The following is a 24,399-nucleotide window of genomic DNA, read 5'->3' on the forward strand; positions in this document are numbered from 1 at the left end:
GCATCGCATTTGCAAAGGATATTGCCATGTCCGACACCCGTACCCGTCAGAATGTCTTTGATCTCGGAGACCCCTGGGCCGCGCCGATCCTGTGGTATGCCCGCGCCGTCAAGGCGATGAAGGCCCGGCCGCTGGCCGAGCCGACCAGCTGGAATTTCTTTGGCGCGATCCACGGCATCTGGCGCGATCTCTGGGATCACTACGGGCTGACCGATCCCGCCGAGCCCGACCCCGACGCCACGCTCACCCGCACCTTTCTGAACCAGTGCCAGCACCAATCCTGGTATTTCCTGCCCTGGCACCGTGGCTATCTTCTGGCGCTGGAAGAGGTGTTGCGCGCCGAGATCAAGGCGCAGAACGGGCCGCATGAGAGCTGGGCCCTGCCCTACTGGAATTATTTCGGCGAGGGCCAGAACCTGCTGCCGCCGGCGTTTCACTCTCCCGACTGGCCCGACGGCACGGGCGACAACCCGCTGTTTGTCGCGCAGCGCTGGGGCGTGATGGGCGGGCAGACCCCGTTCGACGTGGGCAGCGCCACCGATCTCAAGCCGATGCAGGATCCGGTCTATACCGGGCCGGGTGGCGGCGTCAGCACCGGCTTTGGCGGGCCCTCGACCGGCTTCAACTGGAATGGCGGCAACAGCGGCGGCTGCGAATCCGCGCCGCACAACACCGTGCACGGGCTGGTGGGCGGGCGCGACCCCGACGGCGGCCTGTTTCAGGGCGGGCCGCTTCTGGGGCTGATGTCGACGCCGATTTCGGCCGCGCTCGACCCGGTCTTCTACCTGCACCATTGCAACATCGACCGGCTGTGGGAGAGCTGGAACCGCTTTCCCGCCGACAAGCCCAAGGCGGATCTCAGCGATTTCACCAACCCCAACAACCTCGACTGGCTCGACGGGCCCGAGAGCCTTGGCCAGCGCGGCTTTGCCATGCCGAAACCGGACGGCAGCCCCTGGCCCTACACGCCGAAAATGATGCGCAAGCTCGCCGATCTGGGCTATGATTACGACGATCTGACACCGGGCGCCGCGGCGCCGGTGCTGGTGGCCGCCGAGACCCGGATGCGGACCCTGGGCATGGCGGAGCGCGCGGGAGGCGCCGGAATGGCAGATAGGAACAAATCGGAAATGGTCGGCGCCAGCGACGAAGGCCTCTCGCTGTCGGGCAGCGCGGCACAGCGTACCACGGTGCGCACCGATCCCGCCGCCCGCGCCCGCATGGCCGACAGCCGCGATCCCGGCACCCGTTCCGCCCCGGACCGGGTGTTCCTCAACCTCGAAAACATCACCGGGCTGGACGATGCGACGCTGTTTCATGTCTTTCTCGGCCCGGCCGGCGGCGACGAGGCGGCGCAGCACAAGGCCGGCACCGTCTCGCTCTTTGGTGTGCGGCAGGCCAGCGCGCCCGACGCCGAACATGCCGGCAGCGGGCTGAACGCCGCGCTGGAGATCACCGAGATCGTCGACCTTCTGCACCTGCAAGGCGGTTTCACCGCCGAGGCGCTCTCGGTCCGGCTGGTGCCGCTGGACCCGGTGCCCGAGGCCGGCCGCATCCACATCGGCCGCATCAGCATCCACCGGCAGCACGAGTGACCGCCCGGCTCCGCATCACCACTCCGGCCCGGCGCGAGCGGCTGAGAACCGCCCTGCCGCTCGCGCTTCTGGCCCTGCCGGCCTGGGGGCTTCTGGCGCTTGGAAACACCGGCCTGGCGCTATCCCCGCTCTGTTCCCCGGGCCGGATCTGGTCTTTACCCTCGCCCGAGAGCCTCGGCTTTTTCTTCACCTATGTGCCGCCCGGCACGCTGGCGCTTGGCTGGGCGCTGATGGTGGCGGCGATGATGCTGCCGACGCTCTTGCCGGTGCTGGGCCATGTCCGGGCCCGGACCTTCGCCGATCTGCGCCCTGTGGCCGAATGTCTGGTGCTGGCGGGCTATTTCGGCGTCTGGATGGCGGCCGGCGTCGGGCTGATCGGGCTGGCGCTGGGCCTGCGGCTGCTGTCGGGCGTGCCGCTCTGGCCGCTGGCGCTGGGGCTGGCGCTGCTCTGGCAGGCCAGCCCGGCCAAACAGCGCGCGCTCAACCGCTGCCATCGCCGCCCGGTTCTGGCCGGGTTCGCGCCGCGGCTCTGGCGCGACGCGCTGTGGCTGGGGGCGCGCAGCGGCGGCGCCTGCCTGACAAGCTGCGCGCCGCTGATGCTCTTGGGGTTGATGCTGCCGGGCGGCCATTTCGCCGTCATGCTGGCGCTGTCGCTCTGGATCTGGGCCGAGCGGCTGGAGCCGCCGCGCCCGCCCGGCTGGCGGTTCTGCTGGCCGCGCCGGGCCCTGCGCCTGCTGCGCCACCGGCTGGCCCAGCCGCACCGCCGGCACCCGGAGACCGCCGGCGCAACGGTCTGAGACGGGCTGGCCCGGCAGGTTCCCCGCCGGGCCGGCCCGGTGCCGCTCAGTTCAGCGCGGCGTCGGTGATTTCGGAGGTCCAGGCACCCTCGGGCTGCTTGGTGATCACCGGATCGGAGCCACCGGCCAGCAAAGTGTCGACCGTGCGCTGGTAATCCTCTTCCGCCAGCGCGCCGTTCGATCCGGCGGTGAGTTTGGCGACCTCGCCCATCATGCGGATCTGGTGCTCTTCGGTCTGGGCGCCGGTCTCGTCATAATCGAGCACGATCATGGCCGCCTCTTCCGGGTTTTCCTCGGCCCATTTCCAGCCCTGCATCGAGGCGCGGACGAATTTCTCCATCTTGGCCACGAAGTCGGGATCCTCGAGATCCTCTTCCAGCACGTAAAGCCCGTCCTCCATGGTGGCGACGCCCTGATCCTGGTACTTGAAGGTCACCAGCTCCTCGGGCGCGACGCCGGCATCGATCACCTGCCAATATTCATTGTAGGTCATGGTCGAGATGCAATCGGCTTGGCGCTGCAACAGCGGATCGACGTTGAAGCCCTGTTTCAGCACCTCGACCGAGCCTTCGGCCTTGCCGTCGGTGGCGACGCCGAGGCTGCTCATCCACGACAGGAACGGGTATTCATTGCCAAAGAACCAGACGCCGAGGGTGCGGTTGTCGAGGTCTTCGGGGCCTTCGATGCCGGCGTCCTTCCAGCAGGTCAGCATCATGCCCGAGCTCTTGAACGGCTGGGCGATATTGACCAGCGGCAGCCCGTTTTCGCGCGCCGCCAGCGCCGCCGGCATCCATTCGACGATCACATCGGCGCCGCCACCGGCGATCACCTGCGTGGGCGCGATGTCGGGCCCGCCGGGCAGCACGGTGACGTTGAGGCCCTCGTCGTCGTAATAGCCGTTTTCCAGCGCCACGTAATAGCCGGCGAATTGCGACTGGGTCACCCATTTCAATTGCAGGGTCACGTCCTGATCCTGCGCCAGGGCGGCGCCGGTAAGCGCCGTCGAGGCCAGCGCGGCGGCAAGGAAGGTCTGTTTCATGATCGTCTCTCCTGTTGGACTTGTCTTATTGTTTCGCCGGTCAGCCCCGCTGCGAGGGATGCCAGAAGGTCAGGGTCTTCTCGGTCAGCGCGATGATCCCGTAGACCAGCGTGCCGGTGAGCGCCGCCACAAGGATTGCCGACCAGACCAGCCCGAGGTCAAGCTGTCCGATCGAGGTCGAGATGCGAAATCCCAGCCCCAGCGTCGGCGAGCCAAAGAACTCGGCAACGATGGCGCCGATCAGCGCCAGCGTCGAGGTGATCTTCAACCCGTTGAAGATGAAGGGCAAGGCCGCAGGCAGGCGCAGGCTGCGCAGGGTCTGGCCCCAGCCGGCGGCATAGGTGCGCATCAGGTCGCGTTGCATGGCCGAAGTTTCCTGAAGGCCGGCGACAGTGTTCACCAGCATCGGGAAATAGACCATGAGCACCACCACCGCCGCCTTGGACTGCCAGCCGAAGCCGAACCACATCACCAGGATCGGCGCGGTGCCGACAATCGGCAGGGCGGCCATGAAATTGCCCAGCGGCAGCAGCCCCCGGCGCAGGTAGTCGAAGCGGTCGACCAAAAGCGCCGTCAGAAAGGCCGCCCCGCAGCCGATCACCCAGCCGGCCAGCGCGCCCTTGAGGATGGTCTGCACGAAATCGCCCCAGAGCATCACCAGGTTGCCGGCAAAGGTGGCGGCGATCTGGCTGGGCGGCGGCAGGATCACCGTCGGCACGCCCAGGCCGCGCACGATCAGCTCCCACATCACCAGCAGCGTCGCGCCAAAGATCAGCGGCACCGCCAGCCGCACCGCGCGGCTGTCATACGCCGGCCCGTTGGCCAGCCGAAGATTGAGCAGCCAGCCGGCGGCCCACACCGCCAGGGCTCCGATCACCTGTGTCATGCGCCCATCCCCATCCGCTGCAAGGCCCGGCGTTCGACCGCGCTGATCGCCCAGACCAGAAGCGCCGCCAGCGCCGCCGCCAGAAACAGCGCCGACCAGATCTGCACCGTCTGGCCATAATAACTGCCGGCCAGCATCCGCGCGCCAAGCCCGCCCTTCTGCACCGGCAATTCGCCGACGATGGCGCCGACGAGGCTGGCCGCCACGGCGATCTTGAGCGAGGCGAAGAGATAAGGCACCGAGGCCGGCAGCCGCAGCTTGGCCAGCACCGTGCCGGGCGAGGCATTGTAGGTGCGCATCAGGTCCATCTGCATGGCGTCGGGGCTCCTGAGCCCCTTGACCATGCCGACCACCACCGGAAAGAACGACAGGTAAGCCGAGATCACCGCCTTGGGCAGCAGGCCCTGAACGCCCACCGAATAGAGCACCACGATGATCATTGGCGCCAGCGCGACGATCGGGATGGTCTGGCTGACGATGGCCCAGGGCATCACCGACATGTCCATGACACGGGAATGCACGATCCCCACCGCCAGGAGGATGCCGAGGCCGGTGCCGATCAGGAAACCCACCAGCGTGGCGTTGAGCGTGACCAGCGCGTGATGCAGCAGGCCCCGGTTCGACAGGCTGCCCGAGTTCACCAGGCCGCGGCGGCCCTGGGTCTCTTCCACCCAGGTCGATTTGTAGAGCTCGGCCACCACCTGATGCGGCGCCGGCAGGCGCGGGCGGTCGAGCGACCAGCTTTCGCCGAGCGCATGCGGATTGCCGGCGACCAGCGCCCAGGTGCCCATGTCGCGCCGCGCCACGGCGCTCTCGGGCTGGACGGTCACCCCGGCGCGTTCCGCCCGGGTCAGCACCTCCTGCACGTTCATCGGCACCACGGCGAGATACCACAGGCCGATCAACGCAAGGACCACCGCCAACACCGGCGGCAGGCCCCACCGCGTCCCCGACGCGGCGCGGGCGCTCGTGACGGCTGCGGCTTCAGTCATGGTGCACCTCCTTGACCGCGGGGTCCCGGGGCAAGCCCGGGACGGATGTCTCAAGCACCACACGCCCCGGCCGCCGCGCCGGGGCCTCGCCTCTGGCCGCGAGGTTCCGGGTCAGGCCCGGGACGGGAAAGGCCGGCGCGCTCATTCCTCGTACCCCGCGCGCAGGCCCTCGCGCACGCGGTGCGCGATTTCGATGAACTCGGGCGTGTCGCGGATGTCGAGCGGGCGCTCGGCCGGCAGCGGGCTCTCGATCACGTCGGTGATCCGCCCGGGCCGCGGCGACATCACCACGATATGGGTCGAGAGATAGACCGCCTCGGGGATCGAATGGGTGACGAAGCCGATGGTCTTCTGGGTCCGCGCCCAGAGCCGCAGCACCTCTTCATTGAGCCGGTCGCGCACGATCTCGTCGAGCGCGCCGAAAGGCTCGTCCATCAACAGCAGATCGGCATCGAAGGCCAGCGCCCGGGCAATCGACGCCCGCTGCTGCATGCCGCCCGAGAGCTGCCAGGGGAATTTCTTCTCGAAACCGCCGAGATCGACCAGATCGAGCACCCGGGCGATGCGCTCTTTCTGTTCCGCCCGGGAAAACCCCATGATCTCCAGCGGCAGGGCGATATTGCGGCCGATGCTGCGCCAGGGATAGAGCCCCGCCGCCTGAAACACATAGCCATAGGCCCGCGCCCGGCGGGCCGCATCGGGGGTCATGCCGTTGACCGTCAGGCTGCCGCCGGTGGGCTGCTCCAGCGCCGCGATACAGCGCAGAAAGGTGGTCTTGCCACAGCCCGAGGGGCCGATGAAGCTGACAAAGGCGCCTTTCGGGATGTCGAGCGTGATGTCGCGCAGCGCATGAACCGGGCCGTCATTGGTCTCGAAGGTCAGGTCGAGATGGTCGGCGCGGATCACGATCTCTGCGGCTGCCTTGGCCGGTCTGTCCATGGATATCACCTTGGGGTCGGCCTGGGGGGCGGGAATGCTCACGGGTTGGGTGTCTCCTCTTGATCCTTGCCACGGCTGTCACAGAAGGCAAGCCGCATGTCGCCGGGCCGGCGCGCGGCCCGCCTTGCCGGAAGCCGGCCGCCGGCGGAACACGCGGCGGCGGTGCCGCTGCTGCACCGGGGGGGCGCCACCGGTCGTCAGACCCCGCTCGCCGGAATGCCCGAGCGTTCCACCGGACGCGGCGCGGTCAGCTCCTTCCACTTCGACAGCGCCTTGTTGGTGGCGGTATTGGGCGTGCGTTTGACAAATTCGCCATGACCCTCCTGGCTGCGCAGCTCGCCGTCATGCACCGCCACATGGCCGCGCGTCAGGGTAAAGCGCGGCAGGCCCTTGACCTCCTTGCCCTCGAAGACGTTGTAATCGATCGCCGAAACCTGTGTGTCGGCGTGAATGGTCTTGGTCTTTTCCGGATCCCAGACCACGATATCGGCATCCGCCCCGGGCAGGATCGCGCCTTTCCGCGGGTAGCAGTTCAGCACCTTGGCGACATTGGTCGAGGTCACGGCGACAAATTCCTCGGGCGTCAGCCGGCCGGTCTCGACCCCATGGGTCCAGAGCATCGGCATCCGGTCCTCGAGCCCGCCGGTGCCATTGGGGATCTTGGTGAAATCGCCGACGCCATAGCGTTTCTGCTCGGTGGTAAAGGCGCAATGGTCCGTCGCCACGACCGAGAGCGAGCCGGCTTGCAACCCCGCCCAGAGGCTGTCCTGATGCTTCTGGTTGCGGAACGGCGGCGACATGACGCGGCGGGCGGCATGGTCCCAATCCTTGTTCATGTATTCGCTGTCATCCAGCGTCAGATGCTGGATCAGCGGCTCGCCCCAGACCCGCTTGCCCTGCTGCCGGGCGCGGCGGATGGCCTCATGCGCCTCTTCACAGGAGACATGGACGATATAGAGCGGCACGCCGGCCATGTCGGCGATCATGATGGCGCGGTTGGCGGCCTCGCCCTCGACCTGCGGCGGGCGGGAATAGGCATGCGCCTCCGGCCCGGTGTTGCCCTCGGCCAGCAGCTTCTGCTGAAGATCGGCCACCACATCGCCGTTCTCGGCATGGACCATGGCAATGCCGCCCAGTTCGCCGATCCGCTGGAAGCTGGCGTACATCTCGTCATCCTGCACCATCAGCGCGCCCTTGTAGGCCATGAAGTGCTTGAAGGTGTTGATGCCGCGCTCCTTGACCACGGTTTCCATCTCGTTGAACACCTGTTCGCTCCACCAGGTGACGGCCATGTGGAAGCTGTAATCGCAATGCGCCCGGGTGGATTTGTTGTCCCACATCTTGAGCGCGTCAAGCAGGCCCTGGCCGGGGCTGGGCAGGGCGAAATCCACCACCATCGTGGTGCCGCCGGCCAACGCGGCACGGGTGCCGCTGTCGAAATCATCGGTGGAATAGGTGCCCATGAAAGGCATTTCCAGGTGGGTGTGCGGGTCGATGCCGCCGGGCATGACATAACAGCCGCTGGCGTCGAGGGTTTCGTCGCCTTTCAGGTCGGGGCCGATCTCGGCGATAACGCCGTTTTCGACCAGCACATCGGCCTTGTAGGTCCGGTCGTGGGTGACGATGGTGCCGTTCTTGATGACTTTGCTCATGTGTGTGTCTCCTCCGGTCGCCCGTCCCGGCCATGCGCCGGGATCTCACCGGCGGCTACTCGGGAACGAGATGTGTGATGTCCCGCCACTGCGGGTTGTGTTCCATGATCAGCGCGTCTTTCCACGCGCGCCGCCAGCGTTTGAGACGGCGTTCGCGCAAGAGCGATGTCTCGAAATCCGCATGCGCCTCGAACCAGACCAGGGTGCGGATATTGTAGCTCTCCGTGTGCCGCGAGAGCCCGGCGCGATGCGCCGCGATCCGGGCGCGCAGGTTGCGGCTGCGGCCGATGTAGATCGCGCCGCCCGGCCGCGACGCCAGGATGTAGACGAAATGCCCCATGCCCGATGGTGGGCAGCGCCGGGTTAACGCCACGTGAATCCCGGGGCGGGGCTTGGCGGTCAGCCACGAGGTCCCGGATCAGGTCCGGGACGGGAGGGGCGGGTGACACGCGTCGGGGCAAACATGCCTCCGTTCGCGGGCCGCGCCCCGGCCATCGCGCCGGGGCCTCGCCCTCCGCCAAGAGGTCCCGGATCAAGTCCGGGACGGGCGGTGTGGATGACACGCGTCGGGGCAAACACGCCTCCGTTCGCGAGCCGCGCCCCGGCCATCGCGCCGGGGCCTCGCCCTCCGCCATGAGGTCCCGGATCAGGTCCGGGACGGGAGAGACGTGAAACCTCACCCCTCGATCCCCGCCGTTTCCACTACCGCATGCAGCAGGACATCGGCCCCGGCCTTGGCCCACGCCTTCGAGATCTCTTCGGCCTCGTTGTGCGACAGCCCGTCGACGCAGGGGCACATCACCATTGCCGTCGGCGCCACCCGGTTGATCCAGCAGGCGTCATGCCCCGCGCCGGAGATGATGTCGCGATGCGAATAGCCCAGCCGCTCGGCCGCCGCGCGCACCGCCGTCACGCAGCCTTCGTCAAAGGTCACCGGATCGAAGCCGCCGACCTTTTCGAAGGCGACCTCGAGCCCCATCTCGTCGCAGATCGCCTGCGCCTCCTTGCGGAGCCGCGCTTCCATGTCCTCGATCACCGCAAGCTCGGGCGAGCGGAAATCGACGGTGAACACCGCCTTGCCGGGGATCACGTTGCGCGAATTGGGAAAGACCTCGATATGGCCCGCCGCGCCCACCGCATCGGGCTTGTGCGACCAGGCGATCTCGTCGACCTTGTCGAGGATGCGCGCCATGCCGAGCCCGGCGTTCTTGCGCATCGGCATCGGCGTCGAGCCGGTGTGGCTCTCCTTGCCGGTCACCGTCACCTGGGTCCAGCTCAGGCCCTGGCCGTGGGTGACGACGCCGATGTCCTTGCCCTCGGCCTCGAGGATCGGCCCCTGCTCGATATGCAGCTCAAAGAAGGCGTGCATCTTTCGGGCGCCCACCTCTTCCTTGCCCTTCCAGCCGATCCGCGCCAGTTCGTCACCGAATTTTTTGCCGTCGTGATCCTCGCGGTCATACGCCCAGTCCTGGGCATGAACCCCGGCAAAGACGCCGGACGCCAGCATGGCGGGGGCAAAACGCGTGCCCTCCTCGTTGGTCCAGTTGGTGACCACGATCGGGTGCCTGGTCCGGATGTCCAGATCGTTCAGCGTGCGCAGGATCTCCAGCCCGCCCAGCACCCCCAGCACGCCGTCATATTTGCCGCCGGTGGGCTGGGTGTCGAGATGGCTGCCCACATAGACCGGCAGCGCCTCGGGGTCGCTGCCTTCGCGCCGGGCGAACATGTTGCCCATCTGATCCAGCCCCATCGAACAGCCCGCCGCCTCGCACCAGCGCTGAAACAGCGTCCGGCCCTCGCCGTCCTCGTCGGTCACGGTCTGGCGGTTGTTGCCGCCGGCCACGCCGGGGCCGATCCTGGCCATCTCCATGAGACTGTCCCAAAGACGGTCGCCATCGACGGTCATGTTGGCTGTCGGTTCGGTCATGTCACCCCCTGTCGGTGATAAAGGCCCTTCGGGCTCTCATTGAATTTGACCAATCGGTCAAAAGAACGCTACCACGGGTGAGAAGTCAGTCAAGGCACTCTCGGCTGTGGCAGGCAATTGGTTTATTTTTGGGCAGGAATTCCACGGCATGACGGAGACTTCGGCAATCGCGCAAGGCGCGGCCCGCCGCACGGCGAACGGCAAATCGCGCACCCGGATTCAGCTTCGCAACCGCGAGCGCATCCTTCAGGCCGCCTTGCAGGTCTTTTCGCAATACGGCTTTCGCGGCGCGACCCTCGATCAGATCGCCGGCGAATCCGGCCTCTCCAAGCCCAACCTGCTGTATTATTTTCCCTCCAAGGAGGCGATGCACCAGGATTTGTTGCAGGCGCTGCTGACCGCCTGGCTCGACCCGCTGCGCGCGCTGGATGCCAGCGGCGACCCGCTCGAGGAAATCCTGGCCTATGTGAAGCGCAAGCTCGAGCTGGCCCGCGACTACCCGCGCGAAAGCCGGCTGTTCGCCAACGAGATCCTGCAAGGCGCGCCGCGCATCCTGCCGATCCTCGAAACCGACCTGCGCGCGCTGGTCGACGAGACGGCCGAGACGATTCGCGGCTGGTGCGCCGCCGGCCGGCTGGCGCCGGTCGATCCGGTGCATCTGATCTTCTCGATCTGGGCGCTGACCCAGCATTACGCCGATTTCCAGGTGCAGGTCACGGCGGTGCTGGGCCAGGACAACCCCTTCGAGGCGGCGGAGGCGCATCTGGAGACGCTGTTCCGCCGCCTGCTGACACCAGGGTGAAGCAGCGGCGTCACTCTGCCGCCTGCGGTGCCATCGGGTTGTTGGGATGGGTGGTCCAGTTGGCATAGTCCTCCTGCACCACGCGGCCGGTGCGCGGATCGACGGCGCCGGCGGCCAGCCGCTCCATCGAGATGCAGTTCTCGACCGGGCAGACATCGACGCAGAGGTTGCAGGCGACACATTCCGCGTCGATCACCTCGAAGGTGCGGTCGGGTGTCATGGCGATGGCCTGGTGCGAGGTATCCTCGCAGGCGGCATAACAGCGGCCGCATTTGATACAGGCCTCCTGATCGATCCGCGCCTTGGTGACATAGTTGAGATTCAGGTATTGCCAGTCGGTGACATTGGGCACAGCCATGCCGACAAAATCCTCGACCCGGGCAAAGCCCTTTTCGTCCATCCATTCGCTGAGGCCGCGTTTCATCTCTTCGACGATCTTGAAGCCATAGGTCATGGCGGCGGTGCAGACCTGGACGTTGCCGGCGCCGAGCGCGATGAATTCGGCCGCATCGCGCCAGGTGGTCACCCCGCCGATGCCCGAGATCGGCAGGCCCCGGGTCTCGGGGTTGCGGGCAATCTCCGAAACCATCGACAGGGCGATCGGCTTGACCGCCGGGCCGCAATAGCCGCCATGGCTGCCCTTGCCGTCGATCGTCGGCTCCGGCGCGAAATTGTCGAGATCGATCGAGGTGATCGAATTGATCGTGTTGATCAGGCTCACCGCATCGGCGCCGCCGTTCCTGGCCGCCGTCGCCGGCTTGCGGATGTCGGTGATGTTGGGGGTCAGCTTGACGATGACGGGCCGGTCATAGTTCTGCTTGCACCAGCGGGTCACCATCTCGATGTATTCCGGCACCTGGCCCACGGCCGAGCCCATGCCGCGTTCCGACATGCCGTGCGGACAGCCGAAATTCAGCTCGATGCCGTCGGCGCCGGTCTCGGCCACCCGCGGCAGGATCGCCTTCCAGGCCGCCTCTTCGCAGGGCACCATGATCGAGGCAATGAGCGCCCGGTCGGGATAATCCGCCTTGACCCGCGCCATTTCCTCGAGGTTGACCGCGAGCGGCCGGTCGGTGATCAGCTCGATGTTGTTGAGCCCCAGCAGCCGCCGGTCGGCGCCGTAGATCGCGCCATAGCGGGGGCCGTTGACATTGACGACCGGCGGGCCCTCTTCGCCGAGCGTCTTCCAGACGACGCCGCCCCAGCCGGCCTCGAAGGCGCGGCGGACATTGTATTCCTTGTCGGTCGGCGGCGCCGAGGCCAGCCAGAACGGGTTGGGTGAGGATATTCCGAGGAAATTGGTGGTCAGGTCAGCCATGGGTCAGGTCTCCGAAATCTTGGTGCAGCGCCGCGGATCTTGCTCTCCGCGCCCCGGACCCCGATCCGGGGCCTCCTGGGCGGCGCTTGAAACGAACGCCCCGGATCACTCTCCGGGACAGGCCCCGGATCAAAGTCCGGGACAGGCCCCGGAACGCGGTCCGGGGCGGGGTCATGCCTGCATCAGCGCGGCGTGGATGTCCTCGGCGGCGTCGCGCCCCTCGGCCACGGCCACCACCGTCAGGTCTTCGCCCGGCGTGCAATCGCCGCCGGCCCAGACACCCGCGATGCCGCTGCGCCCGGCACCGGCCACGGCGATCTTGCCGCGCTCCAGCCCGAGATCGCCCAGCGGCACCAGCATCTGCCCGATGGCGCGCAACACCTGGTCGGCGGGCAGCTCGATGCGCTCGCCGGTGCCTTGCAGCCGGCCGTCAACGTCGGCGGTGTATTCCAGCACCATGATACCATCTTCCAGCGCCACCGGCATCACATTGCTGATGATTCGCACGCCTTTCGAGGCCGCCAGATCCTGCTCGAATTTCGAGGCCCCCATCCGGTCACGGCCGCGGCGATAGGCCAGCGTCACGTTCTCGGCGCCCAGCAGCCGCGCCTGCACCGCGGCATCCACCGCCGTCATGCCGCCGCCGATCACCACCACGTTACGCCCCACCGGCAGCGCGCGCAGATCGCCGGCCTGGCGCAGCGCCGCGATGAAATCCACCGCATTCGCCGCCTCCGCGTCACCGGGCATCTCCAGCGCGTTCACCGCGCCAAGCCCGATTCCGAGGAACACCGCGTCATGGCCCTCGCGCAGCGCGTCGAGCGACAGATCGCCGCCCAGCACCCGGCCATAGGCGATCTCGATGCCGCCGATTCCCAGCAGCCAATCCACCTCGCGCGCGGCGAAATCATCGGTCGTCTTGTAGGCGGCAAGGCCGTATTCGTTGAGCCCGCCGGGCTTTTCCTTGGCCTCGTAGATGGTGACCTTGTGGCCCTTCATCGCCAGCCGATGGGCACAGGCCAGCCCCGCCGGCCCGGCGCCGACCACCGCCACATGTTTCCCGGTCGCAGCGGCGCGGACAAAGGGATGGCCCTGCCGCGTCATCATCGCATCGGTGGCAAAGCGTTGCAGCCGCCCGATCTCGACCGGCTTGCCCTCGGCCATCTCGCGCACGCAGGCCTGTTCACAGAGCGTCTCGGTCGGGCAGACCCGGGCGCACATGCCGCCGAGGATGTTCTGTTCCAGGATCGTCCGCGCCGCCGCCTCGGGCTGGCCGGTGGAGATCTGCCGGATGAACAGCGGAATGTCGATGTCGGTGGGGCAGGCGGTGATGCAGGGCGCATCGTGACAGAAGTAGCAGCGGTCCGCCGCCACATGGGCTTCGTGATGATCGAGCGGCGGATGCAGGTCCGCGAAGTTCGCCTCTATCTCCTCGGTCGTGAGCCGCCCTGCGGCCACACCTGGGGTCAATGGGTGGGTCATGTCGTCTCCCTGTTCTTTTTTGACAGCCTGCCACAGATCAAAATTTTATCAAACGGTAAAAAATTGAAATGCGCAAAATTCCGGCAAACAGGGCCAGCGGCCGCATCCGCCCCGGCCCTCGCGCCGGGGCCTCGCGCGTCCGGCCCCCTGGCCGATTCTCGAATCGCCATCACCTTCGCGCCCCCCGGGGTCAACCGCCTCCGAAAGCCGGGAGGTCCCGGGGCCAGCCCGGGACGGGTATCCTGACCTACCCTTTCGAGCCCCCCGCCCCGGCCCCCGCGCCGGGGCCTCGCGCCTCAGGACCGCATGCCGATTTGTGACAACCAGCCGCCTCACTCGGCGCGCAAACCACCATTTCCGCAAATCAAGTGGACCCGGAGCAGGTCCGGGACGGGCGCCTTGGCCCGCGCTGCCGCGCCGCCGCCCGCCGGTTCATTCCGCCCAGGCGGTCACCTTGCGATCGATGGTCTTGCGCGACACGCCGAGCCGCCGCGCGGCCTCGGCGCGATTGCCGTCGCAGAGATCGAGCACATGCAGCACATGCCGCTGCACCACCAGATCGAGGTTCTCGATGGCCTGCGCCCCGGTCACCGCGCCATGGCCCGCGAACTCGTCCGGGAAGCCGCCGAGGATCACCGACCGCTCGATCAGGTTCTTCAACTCGCGCACATTGCCGGGCCAATCGTAGCGCCGGAGCTTGAGGAGCGTCTCCTCGTCGAGCGCCAGCCCCGGCATCCCGAGCGTGGTGGCGAACTGGCGCATGAAAAGCGCCGCCAGCTCGACGATATCCTCGGAGCGTTCGCGCAGTGGCGGCATCTCGATCCGCATCACGTTGACCCGGTGATACAGGTCGGCGCGAAACCGCCCCGCCGCCACCACCGAGGCCAGATCGGCGTTGGTGGCAAAGAGAAACCGCAGGTTCAGCGGAATCTCGCGCTCTGCCCCGTCGGGCCGGATCTTCTGATCCTCCAGCACCCGCAGCAACGCCGCCTGCAAGGTCTCGGGCATCTGCGCCACCTCGTCGAGAAACAGCGTTCCGCCATCGGCCAGCAGCAGCAGCCCGGGTTTCAACCGCCCGTCGCCCTCGACCGTGCCGAACAGCTCGGGCACGATCCGGTCCACCGCGATGGCGGCGCAATTGACCGCCACGAACGGCTTTTCCGCCCGATCCGACAGCCCGTGCAACTGCCGCGCCGCCAGCTCCTTGCCGGTGCCGCTCTCGCCGGTAAAGAGCACCGGCGTCGGCAGGGGCGCCAGCCGATCGAGCAGCCCGCGTACCTCGGCCAGCGCCGGCGAGGCCCCCAGAAGCTTGCCCGCCCCCGTCCCGGCATGCAGCTCGCGGCGCAGCAGAAGGTTGTCGCGCCGCAGGTTCTTGCGGTCGAGCGTGCGCGCCATGGCGCCGAGGATCTGATTGGCGCGAAAGGGTTTCAGCACGAAATCCGACACCCCGGCCCGGAGCGCCGCAATCGCGGTCTCGAGATCGGCATAGGCGGTGATCAGGATGGTATCGGCAAAGAAGCCGCGCCGGCGCTGTTCGGTCACCCAGTCGAGCCCGGTGCCCCCCGGCATGATATTGTCGAGGATCACCAGATCGAAATGATGCTCGTCCAGCGCCCGCGTCGCCTCGGCCGGTGACCCGGCACCGGAGACCCGCTTGACGCGCGGCTCGAGGATCTTGACGAGGAAATTGCGCATCCCCGGCTCGTCGTCGATCACCAGAACCTGCGCACCCGAGAGCGTGCCGCCAAACTCGTCCGAAGGGGTCATCGCCGCGCGCCGCTCACTGGACCCGGACATTCGGGCCGGAATAGGCCTCCTGCGCCGAGAACCCGAGTTCATGGAGCCCGTAATAGGCCGCGACGCCGATCAGGACGATGGCGGCAAATCCGGCGAACATGGCTTTCATTCCTTGGCTTCCTTCGTGGTGGCGGTTTTCAGAAAGGCGATCAGATCGGCGCGGTCCTGCGCCCCGGCGATCACCTGCATCGGCATCTTCGAGCCGGGAATGTAATGGTCCGGGCCCTGATCGAACAGCGCGTCGATGGTCTCTTCGTTCCAGACAATCTCCGCCCCGTCCAGCGTAGCGGAATAGCTGTAGCCTGGCAAAACCCCGGCGCGCCGGCCAAAAACGCCAAACAGGCTCGGCCCCGCCTTGCGCGACGGCCCCGGTTCCAGCGCGTGGCAGATCGAACATTTGCGCATGAACTGGCGTTCGCCGTTGGGCATGGTCGCGGCATCGCGCAGGAACGATCTTTCGCCGGAGATCCCCGGCGCAAAGGCATCGAGGCTGGCCACCGGCCAGCCATAGCCAACGTCGTCGATGCCGCCGGCATAGAGCATCGCGCCCTCGGGGCCGAAATCCAGCGCCCAGACCGGGCCCGCGCGGGTGGCGCGGAAATCGCGGGCGATCTGCCATCTGTCGGTGTCGACGATCATGATATAGCCCTGCCCGTCCCCCACCGCGAGCTGCGCGGTCTCCGCGTGCCAGGCCATGGCGAGGATCGGCCGGCGGTCGAGGGTGAAATCGGCGATCTCCGCGCCCGCCATGTCGACGATCCGCGTGCCGCCATCCACCGCGCCATAGGCGATCCAGCCGTCGCCCGCCACCAGCGTGTTGACCCCGAAGCCATGTTTCACCAGCGGCAGCGCCGCGCCGGTCGCCAGATCATAACGCAGGATCTCGCCGCCCGCCGTCCCGGCCAGCAGCACCGTGTCGCTGAGACAGGCCAGCGCGTTCACCGGCGCCCCGGGCGGGGCCAGCTCGCGCGCCGCACCGCCCTCCAGGGGCCAGATCCGCACGCTGCCGTCCCAGCTGCCGCTGGCCAGCCAGCCGCCCGAGGGCGCAAAGGCCAGCGCCGCCACCTTGCCGCGATGCCGCCCGAGCTCCCGCGCACCGGCGCCCCCGGTCTGGCGCGGCCCGCCCCGGACCTGATCCGGGGCCTCCTGGCCCGCCGCTTCGGGCTCCACCTCCACCTGCCAGAGCCGCACCGCGAAATCGTCCCCGCCCGAGGCCAGCAAACCTCCCGGCCCCCAGGCCAGCGCCGTCACCGCCGCCGCATGTCCTTCGAGCCATTGCGGCACCCGGCCGCGCCACAGCCCGACCGAATTGTCGAAACTGGCGCTGGCCACGCGGCCGTCCGGCGACACCGCCAGCGCCATCACCGGCCCGCCGTGGCCCTTGAGCGTGGTGAACTCGGCGGCCGACACCGCCGCCCCGCACACCAGTGCCAGCCCTGCAAGCGCCGCCCGCATGGCTATTCCGCCGGCTGCGCCGGGGTCTCGGGTCCGGCCTCGCGCTCTTTCACCTTGTCGAGCCAGAGCGAATGGTGCTGCTCGGCCCAATTCTCGTCGACCTGGCCCGAGCCCATGGCGTCATAGGCGCCTTCCATGCCCAGCGTGCCGATATAGATATGGCCGATGATCACCGCCATCAGCACGAACCCGACGATCGCATGCCAGAGCTGGGCATATTGCATCTCTTCCTGCGGCGACAGCGCGGTCGGGAAGGGTTGCAACCCGACCCAGTCGTAGACCCCCCAGTCGTTCAGGTGCCGGAAGGTCGCGTCGAACAGCGGCAGCTCGAAGGGAAAGAGCAGCGACAGCCCCGAGACCGACACCGAGGCGCCGAACAGGATCACCGACCAGAAGACGATCTTCTGCCCGGCGTTGAACTTCTTGGCCGGCGGGTGCTTCTTGCCGATGATGCCGCCGCCATAGCGAAACCAGGTCAGATCGGTGCGGTCCGGCAGATTGTGCCAGACCCACATTACAAAGACCATGAGGAGCCCCAGCATGAAGGCCCAGGCGACGTTGTTGTGGATGAACTTCGAGGCGATCAGCAGCTGCGAGTTGAACTCCAGCCCGAACCAGCCGATGAAATACTTGCGGCCGAACAGCGTGAACAGCCCGGTGAAGGCCAGCAGGAGGAACGAGCCCGCCATCATCCAATGGGCAAAGCGCTCGATCGCCTTGAAACGGGTGACGGTGCGGCCGGCCTTGCCGCCCTCGATCCGCACGGTGCCGCGCAGCAGAAAGAACACCGCCAGCAGGCCGATCGTGCCAAGCAGCAGCCAGCCGCCATAGATGCGCAGCGGCCCCTCGCGCAACTCGAGCCACCACATGCCATTGTCCTGCACCAGCACACCGCCGGCCGGATGCGCGGTGCTGACGTTCACATTGGCCTCGTTATAGCGCAGCGCGCGCCAGAAATCGCTGTCCGAGGCACCGCCCAGCGGGCCGAGCTGCGGCACCGCTGCGGGTTCGTCCAGATCGTTGCCCCGGCGAAAGCTGTCGTCGACCGGCAGCCCGCGCTGGCGCCGCAGGATGTCCTCCAGCGTCTGCGCGCCTCCGGTGGCGGTGCGGTCCACCGGCGGCGCCGTGCTCTCGACCGGCGGGCGGGCTTCGAATTCGGTTTGGGCCTCCTGCGCCGCCAGCGGGGCGGTGAACAGGACAAGGCAGAGTACGGCCATCAGATGGCGCAGCATGGAGGTCTCCCGCGATCAATTCGGAGGCGCAAACGCGGCGACCCGAGAGCCGCCGCGCCAGTGGAATTTGTCAGGGCGGCGGGCCGATCCGGCCCCGCCCGCCGCAGGCGTCGGGTGGGGTCTCACCCCACCTTCGGCACGCGCGCGGTCGGGTGTCGGGTGCCCCTGATCAGCCGCCCTTCTGTTCGTAGGCCGTGCCCCAGCCCCAGGCACCGGAGCCGAAGCCGCGGGCCACCACACGCTCGCGGTAGATCGCCGACACCACGTCGCCGTCGCCCGCCAGAAGCGCCTTGGTCGAACACATCTCGGCGCAGAGCGGCAGCTTGCCCTCGGCGATCCGGTTGCGCCCGTACTTCGAGAACTCGGCCTGGCTGTGGTTTTCCTCGGGGCCGCCGGCGCAGAAGGTGCATTTGTCCATCTTGCCGCGCGATCCGAAGTTGCCCGCCTGCGGATATTGCGGCGCGCCGAAGGGGCACGCGTAGAAGCAATAGCCGCAGCCGATGCACAGATCCTTGGAGTGCAGGACGATGCCCTCCTCGTTCTGGTAGAAGCAGTCGACCGGGCACACCGCCATGCAGGGCGCATCCGAACAATGCATGCATGCCACCGAGATCGACCGCTCGCCGGGCGACCCGTCCTGGATGGTCACGACGCGCCTTCGGTTGATCCCCCAGGGCACCTCATGTTCGTTCTTGCAGGCCGTGACGCAGGCGTTGCATTCGATGCAGCGCTCGGCGTCACAGAGAAACTTTGCTCTAGCCATATCTCTTTCTCCTTACGCTGGCATGATCTTGCAGAGAGTCGCTTTCGTCTCCTGCATCTGGGTCACGCTGTCATAGCCATAGGTCTGGGCCACGTTGGTCGATTCCCCCAGGACATAGGGGTCGGCCCCGTCGGGGTATTTCGACCTCTGGTCCTCGCCCTGGTAGTGCCCGCCGAAGTGGAAGGGCATGAAGGCCACGCCTTCGCCCACCCGCGGCGTCACCATCGCCATGACCTTGACCCTGCCGCCCTCCGGCCCTTCGACCCAGACCTGGCTGCCGTCCCGCACACCCAGGTTGTTGGCGTCGCGCGGGTTGATCTCGACAAACATGTCCTGCTGCAACTCGGCCAGCCAGGGGTTCGACCGGGTCTCGTCGCCGCCGCCTTCATATTCGACCAGCCGGCCGGACGTCAGGATCATCGGGTAATCCTTGCTGAAGTCCTGCTTCTGGATCGAGGCGTACATCGTCGGCAACCGGTAGAACTTGCGGTCCTCGTAGGTCGGATAATCCGCCACCAGATCGCGCCGGTTGGTATAAAGCGGCTCGCGGTGCAGCGGGATCGGATCCGGGAAGGTCCAGACAACGGCACGGGCCTTGGCATTGCCAAAGGGCGCGCAGCCATGCTTGATCGCGACCCGCTGGATGCCGCCCGACAGGTCGGTCTTCCAGTTGATCGTGCTGACCTTCTCGTTGAAATCCGAGGGGAAGGGCGACATCGCCTGCTCGCCGACCTCCTCGGCCGCGCCCTGGGTGCCGTTCGGCTGGGCCAGGTTCTGGCCTTCTGCGGTCTGCTGCACCGTGTCGCTCTGATCGGCCTCCGGTGTCGCATTGGCCGCTTCCTCGCCGTCGTCCTGATTGCCGACCGCCGAGTCGTTCAGCCCCTCGACCCCGGCAATCCGGCCCATGGTGCGCTTTTCCGCCTCGGTCAGATCGCCATCCCAGCCCAGATCCACCAGCATCTGATAGGTGAACTCGGGATAGCCGTCCTGAAGCTCCGCCCCGGGGTTCGACACGCCTTCGGCCAGCAGATTGTCGCCATCCCGCTCGACGCCGAACCGGGCCCGGAAACACAGCCCGCCTTCGGCCACCGGCTTCGACATGTCATAGAGATTGGGCGTGCCTGGATGGTTCAGCTCGGGGTTGCCCCAGCTTGGCCAGGGCAGGCCGTAGTAATCGCCGTCCGCCGGGCCGCCGATGGCCTGCAACGTGGTGCGGTCAAAGGTGTGCTGGTTGTCCATGTGCAGCTTCAGCCGTTCCGGCGACTGGCCGGTATAACCGATCGTCCACATGCCTCGGTTGATCTCGCGCAGGGTATCCTCGGCGTCCGGCGTGATGCCGTCCTCCTCGAGCGCGATATTGCGGAACATGCGGTCGTGAAAGCCGAACTTCCTGGCAAACAGGCCGATGATCTCCTGGTCCGGCTTGCTCTCGAACAGCGGCGCCACCACCCGTTCGCGCCATTGCAGCGAGCGGTTGGAAGCGGTGACCGAACCGCGGGTTTCGAACTGCGTCGCCGCCGGCAGCAGATAGACGCCATCGGTGCGGTCGTGCAGCACCGCCGAGACCGTGGGATAGGGGTCGATCACCACCAGGGTGTCGAGCATCTCCATCGCCTTTTTCATTTCGGTCATGCGGGTCTGCGAGTTGGGCGCATGGCCCCAGAGCACCATGGCCCGCACCTTGTCGGGGTTGTCCATGTTCTCGGGGTCTTCCAGCACGCCATCGATCCAGCGCGACACCGGGATGCCGGTGAGGGTCTGAAGCGATTTCTCCTTGCCGTCCTTGTCGGTGACCTTGGCAAACTGCGCGGCGAGCCATTCCGGGTCTTCCTCCCAGACGCGCGCCCAATGGGCCCAGGCGCCGTTCGACAGCCCGTAGTACCCCGGCAATGTGTGCGACAGCACGCCCAGATCGGTCGCGCCCTGCACGTTGTCATGGCCGCGGAAGATGTTGGTGCCGCCGCCGGTGGTGCCCATGTTGCCAAGCGCCAGTTGCAGGATGCAATAGGCGCGGGTGTTGTTGTTGCCATTGGTGTGCTGGGTGCCGCCCATGCACCAGATCACGGTGCCGGGGCGGTTGTTGGCCAGCGTCATCGCCACGCGGCGCAGCTGGCTGCCCGGCGTGCCGGTGACCCGTTCCACCTCTTCCGGCGTCCAATTGGCCACCTCGGCGCGGATCTGATCCATCCCCCAGACCCGGGTGCGGATGAACTCCTTGTCCTCCCAGCCGTTCTCGAAGATGTGCCAGAGAATGCCCCAGATCAGCGCCACGTCCGAACCGGGCCGGAACCGCACGTATTCATCGGCATGGGCCGCGGTGCGGGTGAAGCGCGGATCGCAGACGATCAGCGGCGCGTTGTTCTGCTCCTTGGCGCGCAGCACGTGCAGCAGCGAGACGGGATGCGCCTCGGCCGGGTTGCCGCCGATGATGAAGATCGCGCGGCTGTTGTGAATGTCGTTGTAGCTGTTGGTCATGGCGCCGTAGCCCCATGTGTTGGCCACACCCGCAACGGTCGTCGAATGGCAGATCCGGGCCTGGTGATCGACGTTGTTGCTGCCCCAATAGGCCGCGAACTTGCGGAACAGATAGGCCTGTTCATTGGAATGCTTGGCCGAGCCCAGCCAATAGACCGAATCCGGCCCGCTTTCCTCGCGGATCGTCATCATCTGGTCGCCGATCTCGTCGATCGCCTGTTCCCAGGAAATCCGCTTCCACTCGCCGCCCTCTTTCTTCATCGGGTACTTGAGCCGGCGCTCGCCGTGGGCGTGTTCGCGCACGCTCGCGCCCTTGGCGCAATGGGCGCCCAGGTTGAACGGGCTGTCCCAGCCGGGCTCCTGCCCGATCCAGACGCCGTCGCTAACCTCGGCCATCACGGTGCAGCCGACCGAGCAATGGGTGCAGACCGATTTGCGAATTTCGACGCTGCCCCGCGGCGCGGTCTGGGCCGAAGCCGGTTTCACCGTGCCGCCGGTCGCGGCAATCGCGGCCATTCCGCCGATCGCCAGACCCGATCCGCGCAGGAACGCGCGGCGGTCCACCGAAGCCTTGGCCACGTCTGACAGGATCGAGCCCCGCTGGGGGCGTCGCGCAACCCCGTTGGTCTTTTTCCTCAACATGTCGTTTCCTCCCTTGCAGGCAGCCTGCGAGCCCTTGCTCCAGCCGCGCGCTTGGTACTGTTGTTGGCCTCCGGGCAGTCGGGCGTCACGCAACCAGTCGCTCTTGGCCTGTCTTCGGTCCGGTTGGCTCCGGGCCGCGTTGTCTTCAGAACTTCGCGCTGGCGAAGTAGGCCCGGGTATGGGCCGTGTCCTGCATCCTCTCGGAAGTCAGGTCGGGTTCCGAGGCCTCCGCCTCCGTCCCGCTGGCCGCCACCGCGACCGCCGCAATCGGCGCCGTGGTCCCGGCCAGTTTCAGGAAATCGCGGCGGCTTGCGCCCCGGTCCTTGGCACTGTCGTCAGCCATGACGTCTCTCCCCTTCTGGTTCCGACGGTCGCCCGCCGCTCGTTGTGGCGCCCGCAGGCACCGGTTCAGCCAAGACGGAAGGCCTCCGTCTCGACGCTCATGAACACCTGGCCGATACGGCCCACCGGCGCGTAGAAGACGCTGTTCCGGGCGCCTTCGAGATCGGCAAAGAAATGCCCGGCCCAGGGGCCGATATGCCTGGCAAAGAAGTCCTTCTGCGCGCCCAGATCCGCCGGATCGCGGAACCGCCCGGCAATGATCGCGCCCATCATCTCCATCAGGCTGGCGATATTGTCCTCGGGTTCAAACACAGTGTCGGCCCGCTCCAGCCCGAGCTTGGCCATGTCCTGCCGCAGCAGCGCCAGCGGCTTTTCGTTGAGAAAGCCGGTCAGGTAATAAGAGGCATAGGGCAGCAGCTCGCCGCGTCCCAGGCCGATGAACAGCTTGTTGTATTCGCTCTCGGCCGCCTGCGGCTTGGTCACCTTGGCCAGCTTGGCCAGGGTGGTGATCGCCTGGCCCAGCGCGCTGTCATCGCCGGTCAGCCCGGCGGTCTGCGCCAGCAGCATCTCGTCCGGCGGGCCGGAGAGGATCACCCCGAGGAAATTATAGAGATCCGCGCGCAGGCGGTCCTCTTCGGCAATGCTGGGTGCGGTGGCAGTGGTCATTCAAACCCTTTCGAAAGTGAAACGCATGCGGCGGTGGCGCGGTGCGAGGGGGGCGGGATCCTCCGCGTCCGCCGGCAGACCCGCCAGCGCGCTGCCGTCCCGGACCCGTTCCGGGACCGCATCGCCGGCCTCCGCCAGCCCGCCCCGGAGCTGATCCTGCCCGCCCCGGACCCGATCCGGGGGGGCCTCGGTGTCTGTCTCGGTCTCATCGCCAGAGACAGAGGTCCCGGAGCAGGTCCGGGACGCGAGAGCCTCGGCATCAACCGCGGTCGCCTGGTTCAGCGCGACCTCCGTGGCCTCATCGGCATCCTCCAGCCCCCGGAACTGCTCGAGCATCCCCTTGCCGACCGTATAGAGCGACTGCATGTTCTCGACGCACATTGCCGTGTCGGTGAAATCCTCGCCGTAATCGACCAGCCCGTCGACATTGGCCAGAACCGGGTTCAGCCCCCAGAGCCGCCGCAGGGCCCGCCGCTTCAGCCGGTCGGGCAGCGCATGTTTGAGGAACGCCCGGATCTCCTCGGCACTGACCAGCGCCTCGGGCTCCTTCAGCCCGGCCTCGGCCAAAAGCTCGGCATCCGGCCGCGCCTCCAGCGCCTGCGCCTCGGCCTGGCGCAAGGAGGCCTCGTGCGCCTCTGCCTCGGCCCGGGCCTCGGCCGCCACCGCGGCACGGCGTTTCAGCCAGGCGCTCATGACAGCCGCCTCCGCTTCAGGGCCGGCGAGGCATAGATATCCGCCGGCTTGCCGATCCGCGGATCGCCCACCCCGTCCTGCACCAGATCGACGCGCGTCCGGTCGCGGCGCCGCTTCACGAACACCTCGTCCTGGTGGAAATCCTCGACGAACTCCCGCACCCAGGCCACCAGCCCATGCGGCATCGGCACCTTCTCGACGATATCTTCACCGCTGTCGGTGTAATCCTGCGCCTCGTAGGGCGAGGCCGTCACCAGCACCACCTCGAGCGGCGGATCGCCCGCCGCTTCGCGCATCACCACATAGAGGCTGGGCACCCGCGCGCTGATGCCGTGCAGATAGGCCTCGGTCTCGGCGCCGTGCAATTCGAGCGTCATGGTCGCGGCGTGATATTCCACCGCCCCGTCTTCCTGGCGCATCACCCGCCAATCCGCCGGCCCCGCGCCCGGCAGCACGGCGCTCGCCGTCCAGTGCCAGGCCGCCCAACGCGTGGCGCCGGGCGTCTTGCGCAGGACCACGCCGACCGGCAGCGTGCGGTACATCTTCGGATTGTGGATCACTTTGACTTGTCTCTCCCTGCCGTCAGCTTGAGATGCGCCTGCCACGGCCGCCAAGCGCTTTCTGCGATCGCGGCGGAAATTCCCGGTGCGCCGGACAATTTGACCGGCCCGACCGGGGGGATTTGGCGGCCTCGGTCGATTTGTCCAACCTGATGATTTTTGTCTGATTAGCCGATCGCGCAGCTGCGGCGAATCAACTGCCCCGGATGCTGCCACGCAGCACCGGGGGCACCGGCCCGGACCGGCAGAAAACCGGTTGTGGTCCCGGGGCGAACGCGATTAGCGTGATGCCGCGCCGGGCCTCGAAAGAGGTGGGGAGAGGGCGCGGCTCCGGAGGAGAAAATC

Annotated in this window: 22 protein-coding genes; 3 read left to right on the forward strand and 19 right to left on the reverse strand. The window is 67.3% G+C overall.

Annotated elements, in window-relative coordinates; genetic code table 11:
* The first annotated feature begins 26 nt into the window (after positions 1–26).
* Together AC0J5K_RS21855 and AC0J5K_RS21860 are read left to right on the forward strand one after the other, a co-directional pair.
* A complete protein-coding gene (locus AC0J5K_RS21855) occupies positions 27–1,595 on the forward strand; it encodes a tyrosinase family protein (protein WP_274563813.1) in 1,569 nt (522 codons plus the stop codon).
* On the forward strand, positions 1,592–2,392 hold the full coding sequence (locus AC0J5K_RS21860) for a copper chaperone (RefSeq protein ID WP_083416119.1): 801 nt from the start codon (positions 1,592–1,594) through the stop codon (positions 2,390–2,392). The genes AC0J5K_RS21855 and AC0J5K_RS21860 overlap by 4 nt, the downstream gene beginning before the upstream one ends.
* Before the next feature lie 46 nt (positions 2,393–2,438).
* Here AC0J5K_RS21860 and AC0J5K_RS21865 read toward each other — a convergent pair whose 3' ends face one another.
* From AC0J5K_RS21865 to AC0J5K_RS21895, 7 genes are all read right to left on the reverse strand, one after another.
* On the reverse strand, positions 2,439–3,431 hold the full coding sequence (locus AC0J5K_RS21865) for an ABC transporter substrate-binding protein (protein WP_074838053.1): 993 nt from the start codon (positions 3,429–3,431) through the stop codon (positions 2,439–2,441).
* Positions 3,432–3,471: 40 nt separating this feature from the next.
* On the reverse strand, positions 3,472–4,317 hold the full coding sequence (locus AC0J5K_RS21870; RefSeq protein ID WP_274563812.1) for an ABC transporter permease: 846 nt from the start codon (positions 4,315–4,317) through the stop codon (positions 3,472–3,474).
* Positions 4,314–5,309, reverse strand: a complete 996-nt coding sequence (locus AC0J5K_RS21875; protein WP_420398580.1) for an ABC transporter permease — start codon at positions 5,307–5,309, stop codon at positions 4,314–4,316. Before AC0J5K_RS21875 ends, AC0J5K_RS21870 begins: the two co-directional genes overlap by 4 nt.
* A 141-nt stretch (positions 5,310–5,450) precedes the next feature.
* Entirely contained in the window at positions 5,451–6,248 is a 798-nt protein-coding gene (locus AC0J5K_RS21880) for an ABC transporter ATP-binding protein (RefSeq protein WP_048535578.1), read from the reverse strand.
* Positions 6,249–6,445: 197 nt separating this feature from the next.
* Positions 6,446–7,900, reverse strand: a complete 1,455-nt coding sequence (gene hydA / locus AC0J5K_RS21885; RefSeq protein ID WP_274563808.1) for a dihydropyrimidinase — start codon at positions 7,898–7,900, stop codon at positions 6,446–6,448.
* A 55-nt stretch (positions 7,901–7,955) separates the two neighbouring features.
* Positions 7,956–8,240 (reverse strand): GIY-YIG nuclease family protein, encoded by a 285-nt coding sequence (locus AC0J5K_RS21890; RefSeq protein WP_048535581.1) that lies wholly within the window; start codon positions 8,238–8,240, stop codon positions 7,956–7,958.
* 336 nt (positions 8,241–8,576) lie between these two features.
* On the reverse strand, positions 8,577–9,827 hold the full coding sequence (locus AC0J5K_RS21895; RefSeq protein ID WP_420398581.1) for a Zn-dependent hydrolase: 1,251 nt from the start codon (positions 9,825–9,827) through the stop codon (positions 8,577–8,579).
* 148 nt (positions 9,828–9,975) lie between these two features.
* Between AC0J5K_RS21895 and AC0J5K_RS21900 the strand changes: the two genes are divergently transcribed.
* Positions 9,976–10,629 carry a TetR family transcriptional regulator C-terminal domain-containing protein gene (locus AC0J5K_RS21900; protein WP_074838042.1) on the forward strand — a complete coding sequence of 218 codons (654 nt, stop codon included), beginning with the start codon at positions 9,976–9,978 and terminating at the stop codon, positions 10,627–10,629.
* Between the two features lie 10 nt (positions 10,630–10,639).
* On the opposite strand, the gene preA is transcribed toward AC0J5K_RS21900, so the two are convergent.
* From preA to AC0J5K_RS21960, 12 genes are all read right to left on the reverse strand, one after another.
* A complete protein-coding gene (gene preA, locus AC0J5K_RS21905) occupies positions 10,640–11,947 on the reverse strand; it encodes an NAD-dependent dihydropyrimidine dehydrogenase subunit PreA (protein ID WP_274563800.1) in 1,308 nt (435 codons plus the stop codon).
* Positions 11,948–12,118: 171 nt separating this feature from the next.
* Positions 12,119–13,429, reverse strand: coding sequence for an NAD(P)-dependent oxidoreductase (locus tag AC0J5K_RS21910; RefSeq protein WP_274563798.1), 1,311 nt, complete (start codon positions 13,427–13,429; stop codon positions 12,119–12,121).
* A gap of 432 nt (positions 13,430–13,861) precedes the next feature.
* Entirely contained in the window at positions 13,862–15,196 is a 1,335-nt protein-coding gene (locus AC0J5K_RS21915) for a sigma-54-dependent transcriptional regulator (RefSeq protein WP_274563796.1), read from the reverse strand.
* A 13-nt stretch (positions 15,197–15,209) separates the two neighbouring features.
* Entirely contained in the window at positions 15,210–15,335 is a 126-nt protein-coding gene (locus AC0J5K_RS21920; protein ID WP_274563795.1) for a hypothetical protein, read from the reverse strand.
* Positions 15,332–16,681 (reverse strand): c-type cytochrome, encoded by a 1,350-nt coding sequence (locus AC0J5K_RS21925; protein ID WP_074838035.1) that lies wholly within the window; start codon positions 16,679–16,681, stop codon positions 15,332–15,334. Before AC0J5K_RS21925 ends, AC0J5K_RS21920 begins: the two co-directional genes overlap by 4 nt.
* Positions 16,682–16,683: 2 nt before the next feature.
* Positions 16,684–17,913 (reverse strand): formate dehydrogenase subunit gamma, encoded by a 1,230-nt coding sequence (locus AC0J5K_RS21930; RefSeq protein ID WP_074838032.1) that lies wholly within the window; start codon positions 17,911–17,913, stop codon positions 16,684–16,686.
* A gap of 169 nt (positions 17,914–18,082) precedes the next feature.
* Entirely contained in the window at positions 18,083–18,676 is a 594-nt protein-coding gene (gene fdh3B, locus AC0J5K_RS21935; RefSeq protein ID WP_048535591.1) for a formate dehydrogenase FDH3 subunit beta, read from the reverse strand.
* A 12-nt stretch (positions 18,677–18,688) separates the two neighbouring features.
* On the reverse strand, positions 18,689–21,793 hold the full coding sequence (locus AC0J5K_RS21940; protein ID WP_048535592.1) for a formate dehydrogenase subunit alpha: 3,105 nt from the start codon (positions 21,791–21,793) through the stop codon (positions 18,689–18,691).
* 145 nt (positions 21,794–21,938) lie between these two features.
* Positions 21,939–22,136, reverse strand: a complete 198-nt coding sequence (locus AC0J5K_RS21945; protein ID WP_048535593.1) for a hypothetical protein — start codon at positions 22,134–22,136, stop codon at positions 21,939–21,941.
* Between the two features lie 65 nt (positions 22,137–22,201).
* Complete coding sequence (locus AC0J5K_RS21950) at positions 22,202–22,801, reverse strand: TorD/DmsD family molecular chaperone (RefSeq protein ID WP_048535594.1); 600 nt, start codon at positions 22,799–22,801, stop codon at positions 22,202–22,204.
* Complete coding sequence (locus AC0J5K_RS21955; protein WP_274563785.1) at positions 22,802–23,494, reverse strand: DUF3306 domain-containing protein; 693 nt, start codon at positions 23,492–23,494, stop codon at positions 22,802–22,804.
* Entirely contained in the window at positions 23,491–24,024 is a 534-nt protein-coding gene (locus AC0J5K_RS21960) for a DUF3305 domain-containing protein (protein WP_274563817.1), read from the reverse strand. Before AC0J5K_RS21960 ends, AC0J5K_RS21955 begins: the two co-directional genes overlap by 4 nt.
* Between the last annotated feature and the right edge of the window lie 375 nt (positions 24,025–24,399).

It is taken from the genome of Marinovum sp. E3 (assembly GCF_055755275.1).